The following is a 20680-nucleotide window of genomic DNA, read 5'->3' on the forward strand; positions in this document are numbered from 1 at the left end:
AAGGATAATTATTAGGTGCCTATCATGAATAAGAAATTTAAATTATCTTTAGTTTTTGCTGCTCTTTCATTATCTTCTAGCATGGTTTCAGCAGAGCCTTTAGCATTAGGTAAGAAAAACTTACTTAGAGATGGTGACTTTGAATATCCAAAAGTACAGCTAAACAATCCACACCGTTTCAATGCCTATAGCGGATTTCATGGAAGAAACCAAATTGGCGCATGGTATACAGGTCTAGCACGGCCTCCTGTTTATGTTCATCGTAATATTTTGCATCGCTTTGGTTTGGCTGGAGCGACAGGCTCACAACACCTCGCAGTAGGTAGCCCAAGTAATGTATATCAACGACTATATAATTTAGACACAAACAAAAACTACACCTTAAGTTTTGATTATGCGTTGCACACTATGGCAAATAATGGTCCAACAAAGCTCATGGTTGGTATTCCACATGTAAACGCCATTACAGTTACCGTAGATAATAAAGGTGATGAACAATGGAAAACTGCTCAATATACCTTTAAGCCAGAACTTGCCACCTCAACGATATCTATTACTGGTGTAGAAAGCCCAAGATCTTGGCCAGATACCCTAGTTGATAACGTATCTCTGCACGAAACAAAACTAAATATTGTTGGGGTTAACTTAGTTAACTCTAGCCACAGGAACACTCTTACCATTCAAAAAAATGCAAATGTCCAATTCGTAACCAGTGATGAAACTAGAGATGGCTCTGTATTTCAAGTTACGCCAAAAATGTATGAACGTTGTCAATTTGCCGATTACAGTAAATTCGGCTTCAAGGGTAACCGAGAAAATACTGTCGCAATAAACCAAGGTCCTTTATTACCACAAGGTCCAACGATTAGTATTCTTGGCGATTATTCCTTAGAAAGTGATAAGTTCACCAAGTCTCATCCTGAAAATAAGTATTACTTTGTGTATGGGGATTTTGATAAAGCTCAGACTCGTTTAATTCCTAGTGATTTATGTCGAACAGGCAAGGGAAAATTTGCACTTCAACTCGTCGATGAAAATGAACACACTGCTGACATTAAGCAATCTGATAAAAAAGCGTTCATTGACGTCAACTCAAAACCTGTTGCTTTAGGTGATGAGTATGTCATCCAAGCTCAAAAAGCAGGTGAGTTATTTGCAGTGAATCGTAAAGATTTTATGAGCTGTAACTTGGATGATTCAGCGATCAAAGTCGGTGATTTTGATGCCAATAATGCCAACAAACTGACATTACGTATTCAAGAAGGTGCGAGTGATGCACACGCTGACTTCAAACCAGGCAATACCGTTTACTTAGTTCAAGGTGTTGATGGTGAAGATAGAGCCGCAGAGTGTAAAGATGGTTCTAAATTCTCAGTTAGAGTCTCTCAGTAAATTTTTCACTCTAAAAACGAAAAAGGCTGCTTCATTTTAAGTAGCCTTTTTTATTACTTCACTGTCCCGTCCTGAAATGTGTTTACACATTTAGGACTTATTATGACAAACCCAGATCCTACCTATATAAAACGTACACAACGTGATTATTCATTAGGCTTTAAATTGCAGGTTGTTGCAGCTGTTGAAAAAGGTGATATGACCTATAAGCAAGCTCAAAAAATCTATGGTATCCAAGGTCGCTCAACAGTACTTACATGGTTGAGAAAACACGGTAAGCTAGATTGGTGTCAACCACCGAAAATAACCATGTCTAAATCACCTAAAGCCAAAGAAACACCAGCTCAAAAGATTAAGCGCTTAGAGCGAGAGTTGAAGGATGAAAAGTTACGTAACCTATTACTTAATGAAGTCGTCGATATTATTGATGCTGAACATGGTATAGGGTTGCGAAAAAAGCTTATAGCCAAGGAGCAAGAAACCTTCAGGTACAAAAGCAAGTAAGTTTAAGCAAGGCTTGTAAGCTTCTTGGCATGACGAGGCAATCAATTTATCAAAGGGAATATAGAGATAAAAAACGGGCTATCATGTTAGCTCCAGTAAAAAATATGGTGCTAGCGTTACGGCGATTTATGCCACGATTAGGCGGTAGGAAACTGTACTATCTTCTGAAGCCTCAACTTATGGAGGAAGGCATAAAGCTCGGGCGAGATGGCCTATTCGACTATCTGAGGGAAGAACACCTGCTAATTCAACCCAAGCGTAGTTATAGGAAAACGACTAACAGTAAGCATTGGATGAAAAAGCATCCGAATTTGTTAAAGGATTACACGCCACAAAGAGCTGAAGAAGTCTTGGTAAGTGATATCACTTATGTGGAAAGTGATGATGGTGTGCATTATCTCTCGCTTGTCACTGATGCTTATAGTCGAAAAATAATGGGCTATGAATTAAGTGATGGAATGAAAGCGACAGACGTGGTTAAAGCGCTAGATATGGCTGTTAGCCATAGGTGTTATAGACGTAACGCAATTCATCACTCAGACAGAGGGTTACAATATTGCTCTGCTATTTATCAGAATAAACTTAAGCAAAATAATATAATACCCTCAATGACTGATGGTTATGACTGCTATCAAAATGCACTCGCAGAGAGGGTGAATGGTATACTGAAGCAGGAGTTCCTTGTATATCAATGTAAAAATATTGATGAATTAAAGTTGCTCATCGATGAATCAATAGCGATATACAACGATATGAGACCGCATTTAAGTTTAGAGATGAAAACACCGAACCAAGTGCATAAAAAAATCCAAGAGCAAATGCTCTTGGATTTACATTAAAACCGTCAACGTATTTTAGGACGAGACACACTTCTAAATATTTAGAATACGTAATTCAATTAAACCCACCCATTAAAGCCCGTTTGGTTCACTTGAAACAATGATTCACTTCTTGAAATATCATTACCCGCAGCAGGACGACTCATATGCTCGGTATAGGTTTTATCAAGAAGTTATCAATACCGAACTATATCGAAAAGACACCATTAACATTCTAACCACCAAACACTAATAAAGTACTAAACCCTATGCTCTTAGCTCACCTAGAGCTGAGATATTTCCATCATCAATGGTGACGCTATTCAGCGCAGTTACTCAACGATACAGTACACCAAACGACCATTCATCTTTGCTTTAATCAAGTGGATATCACGCAGTTAGGCATTCAGTGCTCGACATAGATTTGCATGCATCTATTACTTTACATTATATAAATATTCAGTTTTCTAACGTACAAGAAATTTGGGCAATAGCTCATTCCATTGTTGCGAAAAGTAACTCAATTTGGACTTATCTTCATGAAACCCATACTACTTTTCAATAACTTCCATCGCGATGGCTGCAGGCTCTAAAATATTTGGATTATGGACGGATGAACGGAGTGGATCTTTAATTTTCTCTATATATAGATTATCAATCTAAGAGGAAGGCCTAATAATAAAATCGAAACTAGACATGACCAACAAACCATAAGATGCTTTATTAGACAACTATCACTTTATGGTACTGTCATATACCTTTGAATTCACACATCAGGGTATATATTAATAATAAACCCTGCACTTTAATGCAGGGTTTGTTTTTTTGTTTTTTCGCTTTAGCTATAATCCCAATGAGGAAGATACATTAGCGAACCCATTGCTGGTTAACACCACCGTGTTTTTGCCATAAAATCACGTTAGTTTTATTTCCACCATGAATATCAAGTACTCGATTAGTATTAAAAATCACTGGCTTAATGAACTTACCATCAATAACAAAACGCTGCCTGCCAATACTCGGATGCCCTTTTCTTAAGCAAGCGAAAGTATTAATGTTGGTTCCGTTTGGAATCGGATTATTTTGTACGTTACTGGTACTAAATGACAAACATTGATCGCTATTCTTTCTTTTAAGCTGCTGTGTATCGGCGATGTATTCCCACTGCTGGTTATCAGAGCCATTACATTGAGCAACAATCACGTTGGCGTTGTTGCCACCCGTTCCAGTTAAACACATATTATTCTGAGATGGTGTCTTTAAGGCAAAACTACGGCTTTTTAATTTCGCAGTAGCTAACTTAATTTTTTGGCCATGAACTTCAATTTCATAATCCATGTCACCAAACAAATCATTCATATTAGGGTTTTGTTGAAGATAACCATGCATTAAATGCTTAGCTCCATCAATTTTTTCATCAATCCAAGTGCTTGTTTGGTGATCACCAAAACGCGCTTGAGCCGCCCACGAGTCATCTATGTCGCTTTTGAATGAAGTAGAAAATCCAATTCTCGTTCTTAACTCACCGAAACCACCACGCTCATCAAAATATTTTTGATGAAGCATAGCAGCACGCCCAAGTACATCTGAATACTGTGGGATAGAGTGGATTTTTGAACTGATGTCAGCCGCCACTTTCGTTAGTATATCTTGCTCATTTTTCGGCAAGTCATTGATAAAGGTGTGGTGTCTACGGTCAGTACGCCATGTACCATATATAATTTGACCGCTACCATCATTCGGATAGCCCATTGAAAGTTGGAATGTGCGACCACCACGACACCCTTCCATAATGATTGAGTCATACTTATAAACATAATCATAAGGGCGTCTTTCACTTGGGTTTACACCTTGTTTTGGAAGGATGTCTGCAAAAACGCTAATAGCCCAAACACCATCAGTAAATATTTTACATGGCTTACTATTGGCAAACTGAGGCTTATAAGGGAAACCGAATCCATCAATGGTTGCCGCAGAAGAATTAAAGCTAACAATTGGTGCGCTTGCAATTAATGCCGAAAGTAATAGTTTTTTCATCATTCTCTCATTTATCTAAGATAAAAAGTTAATAAAAATAAGATGCACTCTTATTGATGGGGGGATTATCGGGTGTTTAAGAGAGGTATCAAGAGAATATTCTCTGTTCGTACCAGAGCAAATATTCTTATTTTTATTAATGAGTTACTGAAAAATCGTAGAAGAATTTTGAGTTCTAGGGGCAGCCAATTCTAAAACTCTTTTTAAATTAAATAGTTAAAAATCAGGAGGCATTATTAAATCAGATTCAATTTGTAGAAAAATGCTCTATTTGTGCCAATAAGATATATCTTTAATTGCTAACGTATTGGTAATCACTAAGTTAATACCGTCGAACATTTGACGATAACAGGTAAATTAACGCTTATTTGACAAGCGTTAATTTACCCTATGATCTTCAAAGACTTTACGATTTAAAATGCATAATTCAATTTAACCCAACCATTCAACCCTGGTTCATTAACTTGAAATAGTGGTTCACTGCCTGGAATATCATTCCCCGCAGCAGGACGACTAATATGCTCGGCATAGGTTTTATCAAGCAGGTTCTCAATGCCAAAGTTTACTGAAAACGCATCATTCGCTTTCCAACCACCAAATACCGCTAGAGTTCCGAAGCCTTTACTCTTAGCTAAATCACGTCCTGAAATATTACCATCACCAATCGCAACTCGATTTTGCGCAGCCACTAGGCGCCACAATAAGCCAAATGACCATTCATCTTTACTGTAATCAAGTGCAATTTTGCCTTCTAACGGTGATACCTGACCTAACGGCTTATCGTCGGTATCGTTTTGACCATGGCTATAACTCACAATTACCTGAGTTGAAATGTGTTCGGTAATTGGTGATTTAATGGCAAGCTCACCACCGAAAATCGTGGCATCGACATTACGAGCAACATACTTATCATTAATCGCGATGTAATCATCAACCTTACCAAAATACAGTGAAGTCGAAATTGTCATTTCATCATCGTAAATCCAACCAATATCTAATTGAGTGGTTTTTTCAGTCTCTAAATCAAATGCCTTGCCCGCACCACTCTGGTTCTTTTTCATGATCTCCCAATAATCAGGAATACGATTGGAGTGACCGACACCAGCATAGTATTGATGATTGCCTTTTGAGATCTCATAACGAGTGAAACCACTGAAGAGATCATCGGTGCGCTTCCCTTTTTGAGCCACAAACAACTCAGTCTTCCAATGATCAAGACGAACTCCTGAGATTAGATTACCGCCCGCTAATTCATAGTTAGATTCGGCAAATACACCATAAGAGCTGTATTTTGCATTGTCGTTAAATGGCTTTTGCAGCAAGTCATCTAAGCTGTTTTTCTCATCCGTTGGTCTGACGACACGCCCTTCATGTTTACTCAACATAAAGTCGACACCCGTCACCAAGCTAAAGCTTTCAGATAGTGATAAATCAAACCAAGCGTGACCGCCTTGGGTAGCACGACGAACATTGATCCCTAAGCCCTTTCCTTTATCAAACTGATCCATAATATGGTTGGTTCGATTGGCATAAACTTGGAATTCAAAGCTATCGAACACTTTGCCATTCACATCATGCTGGATTAACAAGTTAGTGCTTTTGTTTTCGATCACTCGCCCTTTATTTGCTCTATCCGCATATTCGGCACTACCGTCAGAGCGAGAATAAGAAAGCTCTGCCACCGTATCTTCTGATGGCGTCCAACCTAGAGCGATACTTGAATTTTTTCTGTCATATTTGGATTGGATTTTATTACCACTACCATCTTCATAGTGGTCGCTTCTAGAACTATTCAATTCAAAATCGAGATAAGCTGTTTTGTTACCACCACGAAATTCCGCAAGATAATCTTCACGCCCAAAACTTGCCCCCGTGGCAGTAACTCGCCCTTCGGCGGTTTGTTCTGTATAACCGACATGGTCTTTTTCAAATAATACGGTTCCCGCGGAACCTACCGGACCATACTTAACCGTTTGCGGACCTTTGATCACTTCGATACTGTCATAAGACTCTGGATATACATAAGCAGTTGGTGGGTCCATTCGACCACCACAAGTGCCATAGGTATGTTGACCATCATCAATGATGTTAATTCTTGAACCACCTAAACCGCGCAATGAAGGCTCACCACCAGCACCGCCTTTGCGCCCAATACTGAACCCAGCAATGGTTTTTAAATATCCTGCGCCATCATAAGCAGGTAAAGGTAATCTTGGTTGTTTAGGGTTGGTCGATACTGTAGTGGGTTGCTGCATGTATTCACCCGTCACCACAATATGTTCGATATCTTCTGTTTTAGTGGTTTGGTGTTTTGAAGCAACAACATTTTTAGCTTTATGATCTTGTTCAAGTAAGTCAGTTTCTGCAAATGCTGAATTGGAAAGAGCAGTGCTAATAGCAACGGAGAGAGTAAGTACTTTTTTCATTGAACTACATCCTGATAACTTGTAGAAACTGGATTTTCTCAGAACAAAAACACACCCGCAAAATCAAATTACAAAAGTGCGACAAGATGACGCACCCACAATAAAATCAATAACTTACAAGAAATCAAAATAACAACACAAGTGTCAAAACAACCATCGTAACCATGTCAAATTCACAATGAAAATAAAAAATGTTAACGGAGTCGCACTTTATAAAAATGAGTAATATTTCTTATTTCAAAAACCACATCCATACGTGTTGCTTAGGAGATTTTGAGCACTCCCCAAAAAGTAAAGTTAGTTTTACTTATTGAACACCTAGCTTGACACTGAATAATTTTCGACCTAAAGTAAATCACACTTTACAAAATGACAAGGATGCTAGTCATGAGAAAAATACTGAATGCCATTGCTTGCGGTGGTTTACCCAAAAGAGATATTCGCAATGCCAATATTGTTAACTTATGGGGATTTGCTTGGGCTTTAAGCTTTTGGCTAGTGATTGCTGCCATTGATAATCAATGGATTACATCGACCTTTTCTATCGTTGTCGCTCTAGTTTCCAATGCTGCAATTGGATTAACCATGGTCGTTTCATATAAACGCATGCTTAATGCATTAGATGAAATGGAGAAGAAAATCCAACTGGATGCATTAGCGATATCAGTAGGAATGGTTATTATCGTATTTGCTGCGGGTTCAATATTAGAAAAAGCACAACTGATTGAGGAGCTGAAAACCTCTTACATCATGATCACCATCTCATTGTCTTATGTCGTTAGCTTAATTGCAGGAAGAGTACGCTACGCATGAAAAACAGATTAAAAGTACTCCGAGCAGAACACGACTGGACGCAAGCTGATTTAGCTGAAAAACTGGAAGTTTCTAGGCAAACCATTAATGCAATTGAAAAAGGAAAATACGACCCGAGTCTGCCTTTAGCGTTTAAACTATCGAGATTATTTGCTGTCAGCATTGAATCGATTTTTCAATATGAAGATTAAGCTTTGTTCATCATTTGTCATTATTTGGTCATAAAACATTCATTTGAATTTCAATTTAGGTTACTAGGCTTACATCATAGCTAGTAGCCTAGACTTGGAAGGAACACCAATGGCTTCGGTAAATACGCCTGATGATCAGCCAATACAAAATATCGTAGTCCCCGCATCACCTAAATCAACTACTCCTCAACGTTATCATGCCCTCTGGCTTTCCGATATTCACCTTGGCTGTAAAGACTGCAAAGCCGAATTTTTACTGCAATTATTAGACAATGTGATTTGCGATAAACTGTTTTTAGTCGGCGATATCATTGACTTCTGGGCATTAAAGAACCGACTCCATTGGCCAGAATCACATCATAAAGTACTGCAAAAAATCATCGCCATTGCCCAAACCCAAACTCAAGTTGTATTCATCCCCGGAAACCATGACGAGCTATTAAAAAGCTACCACTATTTCAATTTCTGCAATGTTGAAATTCAGCCCCAATACTTACATACCACTATTGCTGGAAAAAAACTCTTGATGCTGCACGGCGATCAATTTGACTCTCAGGTGTGTGTCTCTCGCTACTACGCCAAACTTGGCGATCATCTTTATGACTTTATTTTATTTCTCAACCGTAGCTTGCATGCTATCCGTAAAAAATTTGGTCACTCTTACTGGTCATTAGCAGGTTATATCAAGCGTCGAGTCACCAAAGCTCAGCAAGCGATTGAACGTTATCAGTATGCCGCAATAAATCACGCCAAAGCTCAAAAGGTCGATGCCATTTTTTGCGGGCACATACATCAGCCTGAACTGATTGAACAATCAGACATCATCTATGGCAATCAAGGAGACTGGATAGAAAACTGTACCTTGCTTGTCGAAACTGAGGCTGGTGAGCTGCAATTATTGCAATGGGATGAAGCATCCAACAATACTCAAATACTTAAAACCATCCCCTCTCCAATAGCCCAATTTCACCCAAATCCAAAAACAGACCAGTCACGACCTACCAAAGTAGCTTAACGAGACAATACTATGATTTTTACTGTTGATAATGTCGTAAAAGAAAACCTTCCAGAAATTGAAAACAAACCTTGGCTAGCCAAACCCACTAAAGCCATGTTGCGTTATCTGCTTAATGAAAAGCAATGCAACGAAATAGCTATGGAACATGCACATTTATCAGGCATTGATTTCGTTGAAAAAGTACTGGAAAGTTTTAATTTCAGCTACTCAGTAAAAAGTGATGAAATCGAAAATATTCCTTGTGAGGGTCGTGTGGTGATTTTTGCCAACCACCCGATTGGTTCACTCGATGCCTTAGCGATGATCAAACTCATTAGCGAAGTAAGAAGTGACATAAAAGTCGTTGCTAATGAGCTCCTCATGGCGCTAACGCCTATGCATGACATTTTATTACCTGTTCGTAATATGACAGGCGGTACGCCTAAACAAAACTTAGAAAACATCCACCAGCATTTAAAAAATGAAGGAGCATTATTAATTTTCCCGTCTGGTGAAGTTTCTCGTCTTCGCCCACAAGGTGTAAGAGATACAGCATGGCAAACAGGCTTTTTAAAAATGGCGAGTGCCTGCGACGCACCTTTATTACCTATGTTTGCCGATGCCAAAAACTCAGCCGCATTTTACGGCGCATCGATGATTTATAAGCCGTTAGCGACTCTGCTATTAGTAAAGGAAATGTTCAAACAAGCTAAAAAGACCATGCCAGTTCGAATTGGAGAGTTGATCCCAAGCTCAGCCATAACCAACAACAACTTTCCTCTTAAAGTGAAAGTAAAACTATTGAAGAATCACCTTTACCGTGTCGCTAAAAACCGACCGGGGCTATTTACCACACTAAGCCCAATAGCCCACCCCGTCTCTCGTTCCGAATTACAAACTGCATTAACACAATGCGAACTTTTAGGTTCAACCGCTGATGGTAAACAAATTTATCTTTATGAGCATAAAGAATCGAACCCTATTATGCGTGAAATCGGACGACTGCGAGAAGTTGCGTTTCGCGCAGTCGGCGAAGGTACAGGGCAACGCCGAGATACCGATAAATACGACTCTTATTACCTACATCTAGTGTTATGGGATCAAAAAGATCTAGAAATCGTAGGCGCATATCGTTTTGCACCAGTTAAAGACGTTCACAAAAATCACGGTAGCGAAGCTTTATATAGCCAATCCTTATTTACCTATACCAAAGCTTTTACTCCCTACTTTGAACAGGGCTTAGAGCTCGGTCGCAGTTTTGTGCAACCCAAATATTGGGGAAAACGTAGCCTAGATTATTTGTGGTACGGCATTGGCGCCTTTATCGCTAAAAATCCCCAATATCGCTACCTATTCGGTCCTGTCACTATCTCAGGTGAGCTGCCACAAGACGCTAAAGAAATGCTGGTACATTTTTATCAAAACCAGTTCAAACCAACAGAACCGTTAGCTTATTCAAACCAACCTTTTGTCATTGGTAAGCAACGTCAAACCCAGCTGGATAACCTTTACGATCTAAACAGCAAAGAAAACTACTCTGCTAATTTTAAAGTACTCAAACAATCTTTGGCAGAACTCGGGGTTGCTATCCCAACGTTATACAAGCAGTACAGTGAGCTGTGTGAAAGCGATGGAGTGAAGTTTTTAGACTTTGGTGTCGATGACGACTTTGGCTACTGCATTGATGGTGTCGTTCTCGTTGATTTACAGTCATTGAAGCCCAAAAAACGTAAAAAATACATTGAAAGCGCACTGTCTGAGTAAGTTTTCACCAACTAAAAAGCCAGCAGCTGAATCTGCTGGCTCATAAAAAATAATGACGACTAACAGTAAAACTAGATGCTAATCATCATCCGTTTCACGGTCCATATTTTCTGTATTCTCAAGCCACAATGCATTGATGATCCCAAAGGCACAGGCTAATAATACTCCTAAAATCCAACTGAAATACCACATAAGCTTCTCCTTAGTTCATCAATACAATGACGTTGATTTTTGTTCGATATCGGTTCTTGATAACCGACCGAACATTTTCTTATAGGTCCAAATGGTGTAACCCAAAACGATTGGCACCATTATTCCAGCCGCAATGGTCATTATGGTTAGCGTCATTTGGCTCGCCGTAGCATCCCACATGGTGAGGCTATAATTTGGCATCAGTGATGACGGCATGACAAATGGGAACATTGAAGCCCCGCAAGTTAAAATAACCATGGCTACGGTTAACGAACTAGAAAAGAATGCTAATCCACTTCGATTCAACTTACTGAACACCATAGTCAATAACGGCAATGCTAAACCTAAAATAGGGAACAGTTTGGTTATTGGGTACAGCTCATAATTGTTTAGCCAAGCGCCAGCTTCAACAGCAACCTGCTTAAGACGTGGATCAGATATTCCTTCAGGCGATAACCCTGATTTAACCACATAGCCATCAAAACCATTAAGCAGCCACCAGCCTGCCCCTGCAAAAGCCACGAAGAAGACGACTGAGCTTAACAGAGCTGCCATTTCGGCTTTGTTTCTCAGTAAACCTTCGGTTTTCATTTGTAGCCATGTTGCTCCTTGAGTCACAAACATGCTGACACAAACGATGCCCGCAAGCAGTCCGAATGGATTTAATAGCGCCCAGAAACTGCCGTGATAAGTGGCACGTAAATACTCATCAAAAGTGAACGGTACGCCTTGCAGTAAATTACCAAAAGCTACGCCGATGATCAGCGGAGGGACAAACCCTCCTACAAACAATGCCCAATCCCAAGCAGAGCGCCAGCGTGGATCTTCAATTTTCGAGCGATAATCAAAGCCTACAGGACGTAAATATAAGGCGAACAATACCAACATCATGGCGATGTAAAATCCTGAAAAAGCCACCGCATATACCATCGGCCAAGCCGCAAATAAGGCACCAGCACCTGTGATCAACCATACTTGGTTACCATCCCAATGAGGTGCTACGGTATTGATCATCACGCGCCTTTCTGTGTCATCATGACCAATGATGGTAAGCAGCGCTCCGACGCCCATATCAAAACCATCGGTAACCGCAAACCCAATGAATAACACTCCAATCAATGCCCACCAGATCAAGCGTAGTAGTTCATAATCAAACATAATTATTCTCCTGATCTAGTTCTGCTCTTGAGTTTCAAAATGATATTGCCCTGTCTTCAAACTGCTTGGTCCCTTTAAAATGAACTTACGCATTAGGAATATTTCAACCACCAACAAAATGGTATAAAACACGGTAATACTAATAATGCTGAACCAAATGTCACTTGGGTTGAGGGAAGACGCCGACATGTGAGTCGGTAAAATGCCTGAAATGGTCCAAGGTTGACGACCATATTCCGCAACAAACCAACCCGCCTCGATTGCTATCCACGGCAAAGGTAAGCTATATAAGGCGGCTTTAAGTACCCATTTTTTCTCGGTAATTTTATGCTTAGTGCTTTGCCAAAATGCCGCAGCAAATACGAAGAGCATAATCACGCCAAGCCCAACCATCACACGGAAACTCCAAAAGATAGGTGCCACTTTCGGAATACTGTCTCGCGTTGCCGCTTGAATTTGCTCTTCTGTCGCATCAGTGACTTTATCGGTAAAGCGTTTGAGTAATAAGCCATAGCCCAAATCGCCTTTCACTTCATTGAAGGCTTTGATGGTTTCAGGGGAGCGATCACCATTGCGAATTTTCTCTAGTAATCCGTAGGCTTTCATACCAATTCGAATACGATGCTCATGTTCTTTCATGAGATCTTTAAGCCCCGTCACTTCTTCGGTAATACTTCGAGTCGCAATAATCCCCATCAGATAAGGGATCTTGACCGCATATTCGGTTTCTTGCTTTTCCTGATTAGGAATCCCCACTACGGTGAAATCAGCAGGTGGTGTGTCTGTGTGCCATTCGGATTCAATCGCGGCTAATTTGACCCTTTGCACCTCACCCACTTTGTAGCCAGATTCATCTCCAAGTACGATGACAGACAAAATGGATGCCATACCAAAGCTGGCTGCAATCGCAAATGAACGACGTGCAAAAGGTAAATCGCGTTTTTTCAGGATGTAATACGAGCTCACCGCCAGAACGAACATGGCGCCCGCTACGTAACCCGCCGCCACAGTATGAACAAACTTAACCTGTGCGACAGGATTGAAAATCACCTCTGCAAAGTTGGTCATCTCCATACGCATGGTTTCAAAGTTGAATACCGAACCTACAGGGTTTTGCATCCAACCATTAGCAATCAAAATCCACAACGCTGATAAGTTAGTGCCCAGTGCCATTAGCCATGTCGCCGCTAAATGCTGACGCTTACTAAAGCGCTCCCAACCAAAGAAGAACATACCAACGAAGGTAGATTCCAAAAAGAACGCCATTAAGCCTTCAAGTGCTAACGGAGCTCCAAAAATATCGCCAACATAATGAGAGTAATAGGACCAATTGGTTCCAAATTGAAACTCCATGGCAATACCGGTTGTCACCCCTAATGCAAAGTTGATTCCAAACAACTTACCCCAGAATTTCGTCATGTCACGATAAACGGTTTTATCCGTCATCACATACAGTGACTCCATAATGGCTAAAATAAAGGAAAGACCTAAGGTCAGAGGGACAAATAGAAAGTGATACATAGCAGTCATTGCAAACTGCCAACGAGAGAGCTCGACAACTTCATCAAGGATCATTGAAAACTCCTGTTTCTAATTACCAATTTGCATTAGCGAAGAAACACCAGCTGATATTAGATTTTGCTCACTATACGCCTATTTTTCAGTTTAAAAAACCAACATTCACAAAAATAAATTTAGGGTAATCCACTATTTTTAAAGGTAATTTACTCATTAGTAATTGTTACATTGGCTTTTTTATTAATAAAAGCGAAGTAATAGCCAAAACTGTCAAATCAACAATACAGAATGACACACCATATATCTAGGCTGTTCATTTCTTATGACAATACGATTAATAGCGATATGTTGATTACATAAAAATGAAAAAAATAAATTCTAGGGCCTGTTAATCTTTCGTGTTTATTTTTGCAGCGATAAATTGGTCATCTTATGCAAGGCAGAGTTTGTGCGGTGTGGTTGCTCCACATAAATAAACGATAACGTAGCAGAAGTGACCAATTTACGCTGTCTTCGATGCTTTTGAGCAATTCCTGTTCTGTGTTGTGAGCAGCTCACTTAGATTACTAAGCTTCACAGCTCACGCCTTGAACAGAAAAATGCTCAAATAGCACAAAATTTAATCCTAAAAGTTCAACAGACCCTAGGCCTATTACGCCTAAACAAAACTTAATTTACTCAAAAACTCCATTTCACGTCCTGACGATATAATACATTCAAATATACGTTGTTCAGGTTAAAACTATGTCAGTCACACATGAGTCAGGGGAGGTTCCTGTTAACGTCTACTGGGGCAGTTCACATGAAAGCGATGTGATGGGCTGTATTATGTTAAACGAACTAAGCGTTGCATTTAATAAACTAACAAAAACGCCAGCAGTAGAAGTAACCTTCCATGTGCAATATCAAAAATTTGATCAATCCTCAATACTTGTTAAAGACTGTGTTCTAGCTAGGCATTATTTGTAAAAGAAAGTACATGACGACGTTTTAACATTTTTTGATGCCAATATAACGCCCTCAACCTTGCCAGATACATTTCAGGAGCAAGTAACAAAAGAAGTAAATGAGCAATATAAAATATGGCAAAAACATACCCAAAAAGCTGAACAGACATTACAGGATGAACCCGATCCCACTAGACGCTTTATGAAGCTGGCTGCTGAGGAGATAATAAGACTTGGTGGTTGTTTAGCTATTATTGCTCTAGATCACATAGAGAATACAAGCCTAAAGAATCCAATAATGTTGCAGCCCATTAAAGTCGGAAACTATCAAGCCCAGCTAAAGCAACTTGCAAACAGGCTTTGGTGTAGCGATGCAGAGATTGACTCTCAACGGGTAGATTCAACATCTGATATTTTGCCTGAAGCAGTTAGCATTATTTTAAGGGCTTTAGCAAGTTTACCAGAAATGAAGCAATTAGAAGCAGTAGCTGAAGTAGAGAGAACGGTTGCAAAATTAGAATATAACTTGAGTTTAGTCGGAAAAACGCCCGATGAGTTGGCATTAGTGAAATTGAATGATGCCCTTAAGGCAATGACAAAAGCCAAAGAAGGAGCAATAACACAATATAATTGGCCTCTAACATAAAATGCGTCTAAAGAATTATTTTAGATTAAAACTGTTTCAGTAATTGTTTGTAAATATGGTACAGCTGATAAATATCTACCAGCTTAGCTCTTTCGTTCACTTGATGAATCGAGCGATTAGGCAACCCCAACTCTAAGACCTGACAGTCATCAGATGCGATAAACCGACCATCAGAAGTACCACCTGAAGTCGACAGCCTTGGGTAATATGAAGTCACGTTATGGACAGCACGTTCAGCCATTGCCACTAAGCTAGAACTTTTATTATCTTGAGTAAAATACGGCTGACAATGGCGTTCCCATTCAATGTCTAACTGCTCTAATGCTATTTGAGTCAATGGGACTGAATGCAAACAATCCATGACTTTCTTTTCAATTTCCGTCAACGTGAATCTATGGCTATAACGAACGTTAAAGTAAACCTCACAACGACCTGGCACGATATTGTCAGTAAAGTCACCCGAGTTGACATAGGTCACTTGTAAACTGGTACCTGGGAAATCATCACTGCCCTTGTCCCACCTCATTTGTTCCAATGCATTAATGATCACGGAGGCTAAATGGATCGCATTGCGGCTATGTCCAGCATAAGCCACATGACCTTGCTTTCCTCTTACTACCATCTTGCCTGAAATGGCACCACGACGACCAATTTTTATCACATCACCGCTTTTACTGTCACTAGTAGGTTCACCAACTAAACAATACTCGGGCATTGACTGCCTACTCTGTAGTTTCTCTACGATTGTACGAGTCCCAAACTCAGCTTCACCTTCTTCATCACTGGTGATTAACCACTGCCAACTCATTTTTGGTTGGTAACCTTCTGCTATGACATCTTCCATCGCCGCCATCATTACCGCTAAACCCGATTTCATGTCCACAGCACCACGGCCAATGAGTTCTTCAGCAACGATTTCAGCATCAAAAGGTGGAACCTTCCACAAATGCGGTTCTGAAGCTGGCACGACATCAGTATGACCAGCAAACGCAAATCGAGTGTCAGTTTGACCTTTACGCTCTGCTATTAAATTTGAAACACCATGACTTTGATAACGTTCAACCGTAAAATCGAGCGCCTCAAGCTTATTCTGCAGCCAAGCCTGACAACCTGCATCTTCTGGTGTGACAGAGCGTTTTCGGATCAACTCTTGGGTATATTTCACCGCTTTGTGATCAGAAAGTTGTTGAAGGTCAATTGGATCTATGTGGTGAGGCGTACTTTGTTGCTGTTGCGGGGCTAACGGCATTGGGGAGCTCCAAACCTATGTCATTTCGTCATATTAAGCATAGTTGCTATTGAGCCAATTATTAATGACAAATGAATGACAGCTTGTTTAAAGCTAAGTTAAGTCTCCCTTAACACCCAATCAATCAGGCTTAAACACACCAATAACTTGTCCTGAAGCCTGTTTTTTCACTTTTGTTTCAGTTTGTTGCTCGCGGTAATCACATTCAACACATTCAACGGTTTCTATATTGTTTTCTTTAAACAGTACGATACTGTCTTGAGTATGACATTTCGGGCATTTTGCCCCAGCAACAAAACGTTTTTTTATTTTGGTCATGGTGTCTATGGTAAATGTTTACAACTTTTGAATAGTTTACGCGAATTAATCCATAAATGTGAGTCGCTAGGTGTAAGATAGATCTGCTAAACTCCCCTTCTTTATGATTTTTCTGTTGAACCGATGATTTCCATTTCTCAAGCACAGCTGATCCGTGGCAGCAAAACCTTACTTGATGAGGCTTCTTTAACTATTTATCCCGGTCATAAAGTAGGATTAGTTGGCGCTAACGGCACAGGAAAATCCTCATTATTAGCCTTAATTCAAGATAAGCTTTCCTTAGATAAAGGTGACTTTTCCTTGCCAGCTGGCTGGCAAATCGCATCGGTTGCGCAAGAAACACCAGCCCTTGAAAAAAGCGCATTAGAATATGTGCTGGATGGTGACCAAGAATATCGCCAATTAGAAGCTGAACTAGAACAAGCTCAGCTCCAAGATGATGGTCATAAAATTGCAGATATTCACGGCAAATTAGAAGCCATCGGTGGTTATAGCATTAAAGCTCGTGCAGGCGCTCTTTTGGCAGGATTAGGCTTTAGTCAAGATAAACACAGTCACAGCGTCAAGCAGTTTTCTGGTGGCTGGCGAATGCGCCTCAACCTTGCCCAAGCCTTGTTATGTCGCTCTGATTTATTGCTGCTTGATGAGCCAACCAACCACTTAGACTTAGACACCACTTTTTGGCTAGAGTCTTGGATCAAAAGCTATCAAGGCACTCTGATTTTGATCAGCCATGACCGTGACTTTATTGACGAAATCGTCGATGAAGTGGTACACGTTGAAAATCAAAAGCTCAATTTTTATTCAGGTAATTACACCAGCTTTGAACGTGTTCGTGCTGAACGTATGGCACAACAGCAAATTGCATTTGAGAAACAGCAAAAAGAACGAGCTCACATGCAAAAATTTGTTGACCGTTTTCGTTACAAAGCCAGTAAAGCGAAACAAGCTCAAAGCCGCCTAAAAGCCTTAGAACGTATGACGGAATTGCTTCCTTCCCATGCAGACAGTCAATTCTCGATGGCATTTCGTGAACCTGAAAGCTTACCTAATCCATTAGTAATGATGGAGCAAGTACAGGTCGGCTACGATGAAACCGTAGTTCTAAAATCAGTGAAGCTGAACTTAGTGCCGGGAGCTCGTATAGGTTTATTGGGCCGTAACGGTGCCGGTAAATCCACATTGATTAAATTATTGTCTGGTGAGCTCTCTCCAATATCTGGGAAGTATCAGACAAACAATGGTCTTAAAATTGGCTACTTTGCCCAACATCAAATCGAATTTTTATCTCTCGATGACAGTCCTTTGATGCACTTACAACGCCTGTCTCCAGATGCCAAAGAGCTCGATCTTAGAAACTTCCTTGGCGGTTTTGGTTTTAATGGTGATATGGCGTTAGATCCTGTTCGACCATTTTCGGGTGGTGAGAAAGCGCGCTTAGTTTTAGCGTTGTTGGTATGGCAACGTCCTAACTTGCTACTTCTTGATGAGCCAACCAACCACCTTGATTTAGAAATGCGTCATGCGCTTACTGTCGCTTTACAAGGTTTTGAAGGTGCAATGGTCATTGTATCGCACGACAGACACTTACTTCGACTTACGTGTGATGATTACTACTTAGTCGATAATCAACAAGTTCAACCGTTTAATGGTGACCTAGGCGATTATCATCAGTGGCTATTAAATTCACAAAAAGCTGAGTCTTCAACGTCTTCAAACAGCTCTGCCACGCTTAATAAAAAAGAGCGTAAACGCAAAGAAGCAGAATTGCGCAACCTGTTATCACCGCTAAGAAAACAACAAACCAAGTTAGAAAAACAACAAGAGAGAGCCAGCTCACGTTTAGCAGAAATCGAGGAAAATCTAGGGGATATGAGCCTTTACGAAGACGATAATAAAGCTAAACTAACCGCTATACTCAATGAGCGAACCGAGCTCACTCAAACGCTAGAAAACAGTGAAATGGAATGGCTTGAACTTCAAGAGCAAATTGAAGACATTGAAGCCAAGCATCAAGAGGATTAATCATGGTTTGGAAACACGATGAAGTGTGGTCATGGTGCGATCAATTTTACTTTCAGCAGCAATCTGTTTGTCTAAAATTGCAAGACTCTGTCGGACTTAACGTTAACCTTCTTCTGTTAGCTCAGTACTTAGATACGAATACAGGGCTTTGTTTAAGCCCTCAACAATTTCAAATTTTGATAGATTCAATATCGTCATGGGAAAATAAGATTGTGAGCCCATACCGAAAATTGAGAAAGTTGGCGAAATCCATGGTAAACGAAGCTGAATATCACAAGATGCTAGATTTAGAGCTGACCATGGAAAGAAAAACACAAAAATTGTTATCACATGCGTTTAGCAATTTAGAAACTAACGCCACAGGCTCAAATTTGTCTAATTTTTTGAGCATTTACTCACTATCGGCCTCAGATATCAGCTGGAATTAATCTATTAAAGGATCACCCTCATTGCCTATCTCAGCCTCTAAATTTCAACCACCTTGGTGGGCTAAGAGCCCTCATCTACAAACCATTTTACCTGTTTTGACTAAGGTTAAGATACCGCCGCTCAATCGAGAGCGATTAACACTTAAAGATGGTGACTTTGTTGATTTAGATTGGCTCGGTACACCCAAAGCAAATCAACCCATAGTCGTCATCTTGCATGGTTTAGAGGGCAGCAGTGAATCCCATTACGTTAGACGAATTATCAATTGCTGCCAACAATCAGGCCTACCTGCTGTCGTTCACCATCATCGCAGTTGTTCAGGAGAGCAAAATAGGTTACCCCGCAGCTATCACAGTGGTGACACCCAAGATATCTCGCAAACTCTTATTTACTTAAAGCATAAATACCCTAATTCACCATTGTTTGCTGTTGGTTACAGCTTAGGTGGGAATGTACTAGCTAAGTATTTAGGAGAACAGCAACAACACAGTATGATTGAGCGTGCCGTTGTCATTTCAGCTCCATTACAACTCAGAGCCTGCGCAAAGCGATTGGAAAAAGGGTTTTCTAAGATTTACCAAGGTCATTTAATAAAACAGCTTCAGCGTAAACTTATTGATAAACTGGGAACCGCTGCACTTAAAGATAAAATGCCTGTCACGAAAGAGCGAGTCCCATCTCTCAACACCTTTTATGAATTTGATGACAAGGTCACAGCCCCTTTACATGGATTTAAAGGCGTGGAAGATTACTACCTTAAAGCCAGCGGCTTACCCTACTTAGCTACAATTAGCATTCCAACTTTAGTACTCCATGCCAAAGATGATCCCTTTATGACGGATGAAGTGATCCCTTCTCAAGAACACATCTCCACTTCAGTTCAATACGAATTAGCACAACGAGGGGGGCATGTCGGATTTATTAATGGTGGGAATATATTCAATCCCAGCTATTATTTAGAACCTCGGATCATCGGCTTTTTATTGTCTAATACCAATTACAGTAATTAAATGCTCAACTCAGAGCTGTGTATGCGGCCAAAGTGCAATCGAAATTGATGCAGACATAGTTACTCTACGTCAAAGCAATTTTGAGCAGGAATTTGAACGCATACAAGCTCCCAAAGGGCAAGGCTAAAGGTTTTCATTACTGCATTACAAGCTCTTGAATTATCCCGATAGTACTTCGAGCTTGCGCTTTGTACTGAAAATCTTTAGCTCTTGCTGAGTGAGAGATTAATTACTGTAATTGGTATA

18 protein-coding genes are annotated in these 20680 nt (G+C 40.2%); 11 read left to right on the forward strand and 7 right to left on the reverse strand.

Going from position 1 to position 20680, the window contains the following annotated elements; all coding sequences use genetic code 11:
• Positions 1-24 precede the first annotated feature (24 nt).
• Positions 25-1392: a DUF642 domain-containing protein gene (locus tag E2H97_RS14715; protein ID WP_133407834.1), complete on the forward strand. Its 1368-nt coding sequence runs from the start codon at positions 25-27 to the stop codon at positions 1390-1392.
• Between the two features lie 102 nt (positions 1393-1494).
• Positions 1495-2735, forward strand: a protein-coding gene (locus E2H97_RS14720; protein ID WP_133406468.1) for an IS3 family transposase whose coding sequence is annotated in 2 segments (ribosomal slippage) — positions 1495-1855 and positions 1855-2735 — 1242 coding nt in all. Because the reading frame shifts where the segments join, the coding sequence is not laid out codon by codon here.
• Positions 2736-3581: 846 nt separating this feature from the next.
• Here the strand turns inward: E2H97_RS14720 and E2H97_RS14725 are convergent.
• A complete protein-coding gene (locus E2H97_RS14725; protein ID WP_133407835.1) occupies positions 3582-4754 on the reverse strand; it encodes an RICIN domain-containing protein in 1173 nt (390 codons plus the stop codon).
• 410 nt (positions 4755-5164) lie between these two features.
• Positions 5165-7177 (reverse strand): TonB-dependent copper receptor, encoded by a 2013-nt coding sequence (locus E2H97_RS14730; protein ID WP_133407836.1) that lies wholly within the window; start codon positions 7175-7177, stop codon positions 5165-5167.
• 387 nt (positions 7178-7564) lie between these two features.
• On the opposite strand from E2H97_RS14730, the gene E2H97_RS14735 reads away from it, so the two are divergent.
• The 4 genes from E2H97_RS14735 to olsF all read left to right on the forward strand — a co-directional run bounded on the left by E2H97_RS14735 (position 7565) and on the right by olsF (position 10942).
• Complete coding sequence (locus E2H97_RS14735; RefSeq protein ID WP_133407837.1) at positions 7565-7990, forward strand: hypothetical protein; 426 nt, start codon at positions 7565-7567, stop codon at positions 7988-7990.
• Positions 7987-8181, forward strand: coding sequence for a helix-turn-helix transcriptional regulator (locus E2H97_RS14740; RefSeq protein ID WP_133407838.1), 195 nt, complete (start codon positions 7987-7989; stop codon positions 8179-8181). The genes E2H97_RS14735 and E2H97_RS14740 overlap by 4 nt, the downstream gene beginning before the upstream one ends.
• A gap of 109 nt (positions 8182-8290) precedes the next feature.
• The gene (locus tag E2H97_RS14745) at positions 8291-9196 is read left to right on the forward strand and encodes a UDP-2,3-diacylglucosamine diphosphatase (RefSeq protein WP_133407839.1); all 906 of its coding nucleotides are present in this window, start codon (positions 8291-8293) and stop codon (positions 9194-9196) included.
• A gap of 12 nt (positions 9197-9208) precedes the next feature.
• The gene (gene olsF, locus E2H97_RS14750; RefSeq protein ID WP_133407840.1) at positions 9209-10942 is read left to right on the forward strand and encodes a bifunctional ornithine lipid synthase OlsF; all 1734 of its coding nucleotides are present in this window, start codon (positions 9209-9211) and stop codon (positions 10940-10942) included.
• A 78-nt stretch (positions 10943-11020) separates the two neighbouring features.
• On the opposite strand, the gene cydX is transcribed toward olsF, so the two are convergent.
• Genes cydX through E2H97_RS14765 form a run of 3 tightly spaced genes read right to left on the reverse strand, consistent with a single transcriptional unit; the run spans position 11021 to position 13867 of the window.
• Positions 11021-11134, reverse strand: a complete 114-nt coding sequence (cydX, locus tag E2H97_RS14755; RefSeq protein ID WP_121840473.1) for a cytochrome bd-I oxidase subunit CydX — start codon at positions 11132-11134, stop codon at positions 11021-11023.
• 18 nt (positions 11135-11152) lie between these two features.
• A complete protein-coding gene (cydB, locus tag E2H97_RS14760; RefSeq protein WP_133407841.1) occupies positions 11153-12292 on the reverse strand; it encodes a cytochrome d ubiquinol oxidase subunit II in 1140 nt (379 codons plus the stop codon).
• Positions 12293-12307: 15 nt separating this feature from the next.
• Positions 12308-13867 (reverse strand): cytochrome ubiquinol oxidase subunit I, encoded by a 1560-nt coding sequence (locus tag E2H97_RS14765; protein ID WP_133407842.1) that lies wholly within the window; start codon positions 13865-13867, stop codon positions 12308-12310.
• Between the two features lie 687 nt (positions 13868-14554).
• Between E2H97_RS14765 and E2H97_RS14770 the strand changes: the two genes are divergently transcribed.
• Both E2H97_RS14770 and E2H97_RS14775 read left to right on the forward strand, forming a co-directional pair.
• Positions 14555-14779 carry a hypothetical protein gene (locus E2H97_RS14770; protein ID WP_133407843.1) on the forward strand — a complete coding sequence of 75 codons (225 nt, stop codon included), beginning with the start codon at positions 14555-14557 and terminating at the stop codon, positions 14777-14779.
• 180 nt (positions 14780-14959) lie between these two features.
• Positions 14960-15403, forward strand: coding sequence for a hypothetical protein (locus E2H97_RS14775; RefSeq protein WP_170308321.1), 444 nt, complete (start codon positions 14960-14962; stop codon positions 15401-15403).
• 25 nt (positions 15404-15428) lie between these two features.
• On the opposite strand, the gene dapE is transcribed toward E2H97_RS14775, so the two are convergent.
• On the reverse strand, positions 15429-16652 hold the full coding sequence (gene dapE / locus E2H97_RS14780) for a succinyl-diaminopimelate desuccinylase (protein ID WP_133407845.1): 1224 nt from the start codon (positions 16650-16652) through the stop codon (positions 15429-15431).
• Between the two features lie 120 nt (positions 16653-16772).
• Positions 16773-16970, reverse strand: a complete 198-nt coding sequence (locus tag E2H97_RS14785; RefSeq protein ID WP_133407846.1) for a YheV family putative zinc ribbon protein — start codon at positions 16968-16970, stop codon at positions 16773-16775.
• 123 nt (positions 16971-17093) lie between these two features.
• Here E2H97_RS14785 and E2H97_RS14790 point away from each other — a divergent pair, with 123 nt between their 5' ends.
• Genes E2H97_RS14790 through E2H97_RS14800 form a run of 3 tightly spaced genes read left to right on the forward strand, consistent with a single transcriptional unit; the run spans position 17094 to position 20434 of the window.
• Entirely contained in the window at positions 17094-18995 is a 1902-nt protein-coding gene (locus tag E2H97_RS14790) for an ABC transporter ATP-binding protein (RefSeq protein WP_133407847.1), read from the forward strand.
• 2 nt (positions 18996-18997) lie between these two features.
• The gene (locus E2H97_RS14795) at positions 18998-19423 is read left to right on the forward strand and encodes a TIGR02444 family protein (RefSeq protein ID WP_133407848.1); all 426 of its coding nucleotides are present in this window, start codon (positions 18998-19000) and stop codon (positions 19421-19423) included.
• 27 nt (positions 19424-19450) lie between these two features.
• On the forward strand, positions 19451-20434 hold the full coding sequence (locus E2H97_RS14800; protein ID WP_133408663.1) for a hydrolase: 984 nt from the start codon (positions 19451-19453) through the stop codon (positions 20432-20434).
• Positions 20435-20680: the final 246 nt, after the last annotated feature.

The organism is Parashewanella tropica (assembly GCF_004358445.1).
Taxonomy (GTDB): Bacteria; Pseudomonadota; Gammaproteobacteria; order Enterobacterales; family Shewanellaceae; genus Parashewanella; species Parashewanella tropica.